Raw genomic sequence first — 4778 nt, forward strand, 5'->3', positions numbered from 1 at the left:
GCTCGCGATGCGCCGCGCGGGCGGCGCTCGATCTCAATCCCGCCACACCCCTTGCGCCATGCGCATCCCAGCCCAGCCACGCCATATTTCATTTCATTTTGTTCTTGAATTTTTTTATTAAGTCAAGATCCACCCTGTTCAAATCCTCCCCAGCGTGCTACAACCTGATTAAGCAATGATCTAGCTGCTTGATAACGAAGGGAAAAATATGACGAAGTCGGAGCTGATCGAACGTATTGTCACCCATCAGGGGCTGCTCTCGTCCAAGGACGTCGAGCTGGCCATCAAGACCATGCTTGAACAGATGTCCCAATGCCTGGCAACCGGCGATCGTATCGAGATCCGTGGTTTTGGCAGCTTTTCCTTGCACTATCGCGCGCCGCGGGTAGGGCGCAATCCAAAGACCGGCCAGTCGGTCGAGCTCGAAGGCAAGTTCGTGCCGCATTTCAAGCCGGGCAAGGAACTGCGTGATCGCGTCAATGAGGACGAGCACGAGCATTCCTGAGCAATGAAGGAGCAGTCTGATGCGTAACCTCAAGCGCGCCCTGGCGGCGTTGTTCGTGCTGCTGCTGGCGGCTGTCGTGCTGTTCTTCGTGCTGGAGAATCAGCAGGCCGTATCACTGGTGCTGTTTGGCTGGTCTGCGCCCGCCTTGCCGGTAGCCGTGCCGGTATTGGCTGCCCTGGTGGTAGGTCTGGCAGTGGGGCCATTGCTCGGTGCCTATGGTGTCCAGCGCAGCAAGCGCAAGATTCGCGCATCGGCGCGGCAGGCGGCATTGACCGGTAATTAAGTGGGCTCCTACAGCTCTGTAGGAAACCACGCCTGTGCACGCAGCTCATGGAATGGAGAATTAGGCCGCCATTCAGCGGCCCAAGCGAGCGTGCAAGATCATGCAATTTCCCTGTCTTACCCATCATGGTGGCACCCAAGGCGTTACGGGTTCCTGCCATCAGCTTCATCTGGACTCGGTAACCAGTCTGCTGGTCGATTGCGGCCTCGAGCAGGGCGCCGACGTTCGCCCGGAAGCAGCCGACGCGGCAGTCGGTTTTGACGTGTCGGATATTCGGGCGTTGATTATCACTCACGTGCATCTCGATCATGTCGGGCGCATTCCCGCGCTGTTTGCCGCAGGTTATCGCGGCCCGATCCTGTGCAGTGAGCCGTCTGCAAAGCTGCTCCCGCTGGTTTTGGAGGACGCCTACAGGCTGGCCGTCAGCAGCGAGCCCGCCCTTGTGGCGCGTTACCTGGAATTCGTCGATAGGCTGGTCGTGCCTCTACCTTTCGGGCAATGGCATCAAGTGGTCCAAGAACCTGATCTCAAGTGTCAGGTTCGTCTGCAGCGTGCTGGCCATCTGCTGGGTTCCGCGTATGTGGAGTGTGCTTTAGATCTGGAAAGTGAGGCGCACCGTATCGTCTTCTCGGGTGATCTCGGGCCCGAAGGCAACCCGCTGTTGCGTCCCGTGCAGCCGCCAGAACGCGCGGATCTGCTGGTGCTGGAAAGTACCTACGGCGACCGTCTGCACCCGGATCGAAGTAAGCGCCTGCAGCAGCTGGAGCACGTTATCGACCGTGCCCTGCAAGACCGCGGCACTGTCCTGATTCCTGCCTTCAGCCTGGGTCGAACCCAGGAATTGCTGTTCGAACTGGAAGCCATCCTCCACCAAAAGGCATTGCTGGGCGACCCGGCCGTCGTGCCAGGCGATGATACCTTCGCCTGGTCGCAACTGCCGATCATTCTCGACTCACCGCTGGCCCAGCGCATTACCGCTGTATACCGGCAGCTGCATGGCTTCTGGAATGACGAGGCCAGGACGCGGATGAGCCAGGGGCGCGACCCGCTAGGGTTCGGTCAGCTGGTGTGCGTCGACACTCATGCTCGCCACCAGCAGGTGGTCAATTACCTGAAAAGCACTGGGCGGCCGGCTATCGTGATCGCCGGCAATGGCATGTGTTCGGGTGGGCGGATCGTCAATTACCTAAAGGCCATGTTGGGTGATCCACGGCATGAGGTGATGTTCGTCGGGTATCAGGCGAGGGGCACTCCAGGAGCCGTGATTCAGGCCAGTGAGGGTGCGGAAGGGTTCGTGCAGATTGATCTGGATGGGGAAATGTACGACATCCGGGCGAAGGTGGTGACGCTTGGTGGGTATTCAGGGCATGCGGATCAGGCTGGATTGGTCAAGTTCGCGCAAGGCTGTGGACCTCGGCGGATTGTACTGGTGCATGGGGGGAGGCGGTCTAAGGCGGTCCTGGCTCGAGTGCTTCGGGAAACGTTTGCGAGGGCTGGGAATGAGGTTGATGTAACGATTGCGCAATGACTATTGGGCGGGCGGTAGTGGTGTCTGTCGAAAGGTGGGGAACTTCCGGGAGAGGGTTGTCTCTATCACTGATTAATGTGAAGCGAGTGAAGCGTAGCGGACAGATTGGCAAAATGCCGGTACGATTCACTCGAGGAGACCTAATGCGCTTTCCGCAGAGGCGGAAGCGAGGCTCCAGTTACACAAACAGACGGACCCAAGGAAAAAAAGACTAAATGCGCACTGAACGCGAGCGCCTGAATGATAGCGACGAGATTGATTTGATTGAGCTTGTACAGGGGGTGTGGCAGCAAAAGCTTTGGTTGGGGTTGGTTGCGGCGCCGGTGATTGCTCTGGGGGTGGCGTATGTGATGCTGGTTTCGCCGGTATACGAGGCGAAGCTCTATATCCAGCCGCCTTCTCAGAACGAGATTGCTCAACTGAATTTCGGTCGTGGTGAGGGTACAGGCCTTGCGCCGCTCAGCACGAAGGATGTGTACAGCATCTATCTCAAGGCACTCCAGTCTGAAGCGATAAGGGATAAATTCTTCCGTAATGCCTTCCTCCCGACGTTGACAGAAGAAGAGCGAAGGGGGTCGCGCGATGCGTTATATGCGCAGTTCAACAGCATGCTCAAGGTTGCTCAGGCGTCGAGAGATATGCCAGACCGCTATGTGCTGACGGCTAATGTTGAGGATCCCCGGCTTGCGGCTACTTGGGTGTCGAGTTACGCAGAGATGGCTGCGGAAAAGGCGAAGAACGAGCTGCTGAGTGGTGCGCGCAGTGAAATTTCAGTTGTGGCGGACAACCTGGCTCAGAAAATCAAAGCGGCCCGAGCTAGTGCAGGCAACCAGCGTACCGACCAGGTTGCCCAGCTCAAGGAGGCTCTGCGGATTGCACGGTCCATAGGTCTGGAAAAGCCTCCAATCATTTCGGATACTCTATCCACAGAGGTGTCAGCTGGCATGGGTGGCTCTCTCACCTACATGCGTGGATCCAAAGCGTTGGAGGCAGAAATCGCGAATTTGGAGTCGCGCCCATCCGACGATCCATTTATATCGGGTCTGCGCGAGAAGGAAGAAAAGCTACTATTTCTTCGTGCTCTAAAGATAGATCCTTCGTTGGTCGAGATGTACCAACAGGATGGCGCTGTGGCGCAGCCTGACAAGCCAATCAAGCCGCGAAAAGCTGCGATTGTGCTGGTTTCAATGCTGATTGGATTGGTGCTTGGCGTAGGAGTGGCTATTGCTCGAGATCAGTGGTCAAAGCGGCGTAAGGCCAAGTAGGTGAATCTACTTTCCAGGATTGGTCTTCGCTCGTTGTTGCGGGTTGTGGAAGGTGTAAAGAATGGGCATTCGTCGCCGATGATATGGGAATTGAACGCGCCAGCCTGACGCGCTGCCGTCCCTATCTTGGTGAATCACCGTTAGCATGCAGGAAGTGATGTGAACAGTGTAGCGCGCGTTCCACCTATGGTCGCTTATGGCGAGATTGACATTTTTAAGCTAACGCGCGATGTGTGGTGCCGCAGCGGAGTCGTTATCGGCGTGGTAGGCCTATATGCTTTGATAAGAGCGGCTTACGCTTTTCTCGTCACTTCCTTTTATGAAACATTGCCCTTGGTTGTCCTTAAACAATTGGATGCTTTGAATCCTCGCAAATTTACTCGTTGCTGCTTAACGCTGCGATAAAGACATTTGGCACTGTACTGAACTCTTGCAATACGCCCTTTGGTTTTTTTCGATCTAGGCCAAATTTGACGACGAAGTGAAAGAAATGCGCGTCCAGTTGAGGGGGAGTCGAGAGGCGCGCTTGGCTCAACTTGAAGAGGCAGTCAGCATTGCCCAAAAGTGTAGGGTTGGAAACGCCTTCTACAACTTCTTTAATGGCCGAAGAAGGGGTGGAGGGAACTTAATTCGTGTTAAAGTCAATAGCCAGCAAGCGCGCGACGAGTTAAGCGCGCATCCGATGATTTAGTGGGGCCGCGAATTGCACAGATCAAAAAGAACTGATCATGCTTTCGACAAATCGTAAGGTGGCTCAAATCTGGGGAGAATGGAACCGCCTTCCTGAAGCAAATTCTAGCGCTACGCGTCAAACGCGTGCTTTTGCAGAGCGTTAATACCAGGCCTCCGCTCGCAAGCATCGATCAGCGAGCGGTATCTGCCAGTAAGCTATTCAACCCTTGTTCAAGAATGATTATTATTTCTAAATTTGTTGCCGGTTTGGTCGTCGGCCTGCTGATAGCATTTGTTGCCAAATGCCTCAAAGCGCGTCTGCGACAAGTGTGAGCTGCGGAGTTCTAAGGCATTGCCCAGCAGGACTTGGCCTGTGAAGAGGCTGGGTTGAATCCAGTGCCCGACCAGATGACACAATCGTTTGAATCGCACATTTGATTTTCAGCGAGGTAACCCTAGGCCAACTCTTGCGATTCTTCCTGCATGGATTCCGGTCGGGTTTGGCGTTTGAGAAAAATCGCGTGG

5 protein-coding genes are annotated in these 4778 nt (G+C 55.5%); all 5 read left to right on the plus strand.

Annotated elements, in window-relative coordinates:
* Positions 1-208: 208 nt before the first annotated feature.
* The 5 genes from ihfB to PPL01S_RS25930 all read left to right on the plus strand — a co-directional run bounded on the left by ihfB (position 209) and on the right by PPL01S_RS25930 (position 3986).
* On the plus strand, positions 209-505 hold the full coding sequence (gene ihfB / locus PPL01S_RS24075) for an integration host factor subunit beta (protein WP_016391189.1): 297 nt from the start codon (positions 209-211) through the stop codon (positions 503-505).
* Positions 506-524: 19 nt separating this feature from the next.
* Positions 525-788: a LapA family protein gene (locus PPL01S_RS24080; RefSeq protein ID WP_016391188.1), complete on the plus strand. Its 264-nt coding sequence runs from the start codon at positions 525-527 to the stop codon at positions 786-788.
* Between the two features lie 100 nt (positions 789-888).
* Positions 889-2316 carry an MBL fold metallo-hydrolase RNA specificity domain-containing protein gene (locus PPL01S_RS24085; RefSeq protein WP_016391187.1) on the plus strand — a complete coding sequence of 476 codons (1428 nt, stop codon included), beginning with the start codon at positions 889-891 and terminating at the stop codon, positions 2314-2316.
* A 215-nt stretch (positions 2317-2531) separates the two neighbouring features.
* Positions 2532-3581 carry an LPS O-antigen chain length determinant protein WzzB gene (locus PPL01S_RS24090; RefSeq protein ID WP_016391186.1) on the plus strand — a complete coding sequence of 350 codons (1050 nt, stop codon included), beginning with the start codon at positions 2532-2534 and terminating at the stop codon, positions 3579-3581.
* A 186-nt stretch (positions 3582-3767) separates the two neighbouring features.
* Entirely contained in the window at positions 3768-3986 is a 219-nt protein-coding gene (locus PPL01S_RS25930) for a Wzz/FepE/Etk N-terminal domain-containing protein (protein WP_116131212.1), read from the plus strand.
* Positions 3987-4778: the final 792 nt, after the last annotated feature.

Source organism: Pseudomonas plecoglossicida NBRC 103162 = DSM 15088, assembly GCF_000730665.1.
Classification (GTDB): domain Bacteria; phylum Pseudomonadota; class Gammaproteobacteria; order Pseudomonadales; family Pseudomonadaceae; genus Aquipseudomonas; species Aquipseudomonas plecoglossicida.